The organism is Nocardia sp. NPDC004168 (genome assembly GCF_040610355.1).
In the GTDB taxonomy this organism is placed as follows: domain Bacteria; phylum Actinomycetota; class Actinomycetes; order Mycobacteriales; family Mycobacteriaceae; genus Nocardia; species Nocardia sichangensis.
The window spans coordinates 1-3,953 of sequence record NZ_JBEXME010000085.1 but is presented as its reverse complement, the minus strand read 5'-3'; the positions used below and the strand labels follow the sequence as shown (position 1 = coordinate 3,953).

The 3,953-nt window shown below is 63.2% G+C and carries 1 protein-coding gene and 1 pseudogene; both read left to right on the top strand.

From position 1 onward, the window contains the following. Positions 1 to 486: 486 nt before the first annotated feature. The gene (locus ABZW96_RS37360; protein WP_355081588.1) at positions 487 to 1,950 is read left to right on the top strand and encodes a hypothetical protein; all 1,464 of its coding nucleotides are present in this window, start codon (positions 487 to 489) and stop codon (positions 1,948 to 1,950) included. Between the two features lie 90 nt (positions 1,951 to 2,040). After that, positions 2,041 to 3,485: pseudogene (locus ABZW96_RS37355) on the top strand (ISL3 family transposase). Positions 3,486 to 3,953: the final 468 nt, after the last annotated feature.

Sequence of the window (3,953 nt, the reverse complement as noted above, 5' to 3'; positions counted from 1 at the left end):
CCTGTGGGCCATGACCCTGGTCATGCGGCGCCGACTCGCCCGCCTCACAACCCACCCGATCCCGAAATGATCAGTTCATACACAGGCACTAAGTGGATCCTGTGCTGCACGATCGGCACCTTGATCCGCTCGGCGGCATCGAGTTCAAACCAACAGGTCTGAAGACAACTCGGGAACCATGCGGGGTACGCCCGTCGTTGACGCTTCGATGGATATGCCGGAGAAGTTAAATATGTTGCAATGCAGGCTGTTTGGCTTTGAGGTCGAGGTTGATGGCCGGGCTGATAAGGACTGGCGCTGAGCAGGCGGCCAGCGGAGTGGCTCCGCAAGATCGTCCTAGAGCTCAGGTCTATTGCGCCGCGAATGGGTTCGGCAGGCGCACAGCCATCTCGGGGGGCTGCTGATGGTTTAGCGAATGTCGGCCAGTGGGCGCGGCAGGTGGATCCCGAGTGCGCAGATCAGATCCAGCGTGCCGGGACTGGACGGGTGAAGGCCAATGAGCGGCTCACCGATCAGGTGGGAGATCGTTCGCCGGGGTCGCGGCAGTCCTCTCTCGCGGCCCGGCTCGCTCCGCTGGGGGGGAATATGTCGCGGGAGGCGATTGTCACCGGCAGCAGCGCGATGAACGCCGCTTTCGGTGCCCCGCTTCGAGGCTCACACAGCCTCGATCTGGTAGTGCCCGAAGCCGCTTACCGGTACCTGCGCGAGCAACCCGGCTGGTCGGAGGTTCGATTCGCTGGTGAGTACAGGATGTTGAGACACGGCGACCTTGAGGTTTCCATCAAACGAGGGCACGAGCCCGGCCATAGGGAGTTGGCCAGCCGTGCCTGGCGCACCCCGGAAGGAATTCAGGTAGCCGGCCTTGCCGACGTGTACGCATTCAAACAAGCACGCAGGCTGCCCAAGGACGTCACAGACATCGCGTTGATAAGGGCCCGATTACTCGATCCCAACCAGCCGCCACTGACCGGACATGTGCTGCAACGCGAAATACAGGCGGTGCGGTCCTTTCTACCGGACACAGCACTCAACCATCCCGATGCCGGCGTCGCGGTCCGGCTGGCCGCCCACGGCAAATACATCACATCGACTTTGCACGGCGATCCAGGTGTCGGGCAGGTCAACCAGATCATCGGCGACCTCGAGCTACCCGAATACCGTGTTCCGGCGACCTACCATAACGGATTCGGCCTCGCCGAAGACGGGCGCCTGCTCCAACAACATCTGGGCAATATCGGCGCCAGCCCGCACGAACGGCTCGACGCGGCCGCCGCGGACACCTACAGCGACGCCGTCTACGGCAACGGCCGCCGCAGCAACAACCCGGACGGATACGACGAACTGCGCTCAGCCGACCTCGCCCACGCTCACGCGCTATCCCTCGGCTACGAACCCGCCCGGGCTGATCGTATACACGAGATGATCAAAGGAACAGCCTTCGACGAACAAACCAAAGCCCAGGCAGGCAAACACCACCCCGACCCCCTCGTGCAAAGCATCGCTGGAGTTGATCTGCAAACACTCGCGCAACCATCTTCCCTGGAAGACGTCCTCGACCTGGTACCCGAGGACCTGACATCGCGACGCTACTCACCCGACCGCGTCCTCGGCCGCACCCTGGACGAGAACAACTTGCAAATCCGCTCCACCGCAGAAGCGCTGGCCATCACCGACGATTACGCCGAATACCGTCCCAGCATAGATGGTGCCCCCTCTACCAAGACCGTCATGGACGCCTTCGCGTACCGCTTCACCGGTAACGCAGGCTTCTCCGCGAACCACCAATACCCACCGGCATGGACCCTGGACAACCCCGAACTACGCGCCGAACACGCCGAAAAGACCCGAGAACTCGGACAGAAACTCGCCGACAGGGATATCACCGCCACCCAAGCACACCAGGAAGCCCGATACCACACCGAGGCCATGCAAGAGAAATATGGTCGGTGAACAAGGCCTGGGGAAGTGTCGGAAACAACGGCTCTGGCTCACTTCCGGTGGCTCAAGGTTATGTCCTGACGGCATGATGCCTCGGTGAGTATGGTAAATATCGCTGTTGGACTTGCGTTCTTGGGTTTGTCAGCTCTGGTGATCGACGACGTTGTTGACGAGGGTTCGAGGGTCGTTGTGCGGGCCAGGACGGCGCCGGGCCCTGCGGTGTGCTCGCGCTGCGGCGCGGCGTCGGCGAAGCTCCACAGCTATCACCGTCGGACCGTCGCCGATCTGCCAGTCGATGGCCGCCTGGTGGTCGGGCGGGCCGGGTTCGGCGGCTGGTCTGTCCGACGTCGCACCGCTGCCGGACCTTTCGTGAGCAGTTCCCGGCCTGCTCAAACGGTACCAGCCGCGCACCACCCGGCTGACCAGTCAGGTGCGGGCAGTCGTGAGAGAACTGGCCGGACGAGCCGCGGTCCGGCTCCTGGCTGCCTTGCCGGTTCGGTATCCCGCCGCACCGCAGTTCGGGTACTGCTGCCGATCCCCCTCCCACACCGGCCGACTCCTCGGGTGGTCAGCCGTGGACGACTTCGCGCTGCGGCGTCGAAATCGCTACGGCACAGCGGTGATCGATGCCCTCGCCCACGAACGGGTCGATGTTCTGGGCGATCGTAAGTCCGAAACCCTCGAAGCGTGGTTGCGCGAGCATCCCGGCGTGGACGTCGTCGTTCGTGACGGATCGGCGACCTACGCCGAAGCCATCCGCCGCGCTCTGCCCGGCGCATTGCAGGTCAGCGACCGCTGGCACCTGTGGCACGGCTTGGCCCGATCGGTGAAAGATGTCGTCGCCGCGCACGGACGGTGTTGGGCTGCGTCCGGCTCGAAACGGCAAACGCTCACCCATGAGACGACGACATTGCAACGCTGACATGCGGTGCACGATCTGCTCGATCAGGGTGTCGGACTGTTGGACTGCGCCCGACGTCTGGGATTGTCGCTGAACACGGTGAAGCGTTATTCCCGCGTTCGTGAGCCGGACCAGCTGCGCCGCCCACCGCAATACCGCGCCTGCCTGGTCGACCCCTACCGCGACCATCTGCGCCACCGCCGCACCGAGGAGCCCGGTGTCGCGGTGCTGCATCTGTTCCACAAGATCAAAGCCCTCAGCTACACCGGCAGCCTGAACCTGCTGCACAAATATCTCAACCAAGGCCGCGCCCAAAACGACCGTATCAGCCCCTCGCCGAGGCGGCTCAACTCCTGGATCATGGGTCGGCCCACCGATCTACCCGCCGGGGTCACCTGGACGAACTCGTCTCCGCCTGCACCGAGTTTACGGGTGGATGAAACAGGTCCGCGAGGCGGGGCTGACCGAACTCGATCCGTTCCTGCGCGGTCTCGACCAGGACCACGACGCGCCGGTCGTCGGCCTGACCGTGGCCCACAGCAACGGCCCGATCGAGGGCGTGAACACGAAGACGAAGCTGATCAAGCGACAAATGTATGGCCGGGCCAGCTTCGACCTACTCCGACACCGGATCCTGCTGGCGTAGCCGGGTAACCACCGGAAGTTAGCCAGAGCCGTTGTTCCGACAGTCCCAGGCCTGGCGGGGCCGGGGATTGTTCAGCGCGCAGAGCAGACTTCGGTGATGCCAAGGTTCATCGCGGATATCTGCGGGTGCGTATCCGTATGACATTCACTGTTGATCTGTCCGACCCTGCAGTTCCATCTTATGTTCGCTGGTCATCGATCACGTTGGTGCTGTCGGTAACTCCTGAAGCCTTTACGAGTTGTTGACAGGTGTCGAACCCGGCGGTGATCTTGGCGTACCAAGTCCCGGCTGGGACGGGACAATTTTCACCCGGGTACGGGTGAGCTTAAGCGCCGTGCAGCGCCGCACGACGTCCTGCTTGCGCGTGACGAACATATTTTTGTGTGTTTGTCGCGGGGTCTGGTTCTGCTGGGGTGGGGTTGGTACTCGCCTGTTCACATGCGCGTGGCGAAGGTGGGCGTGGGTTGG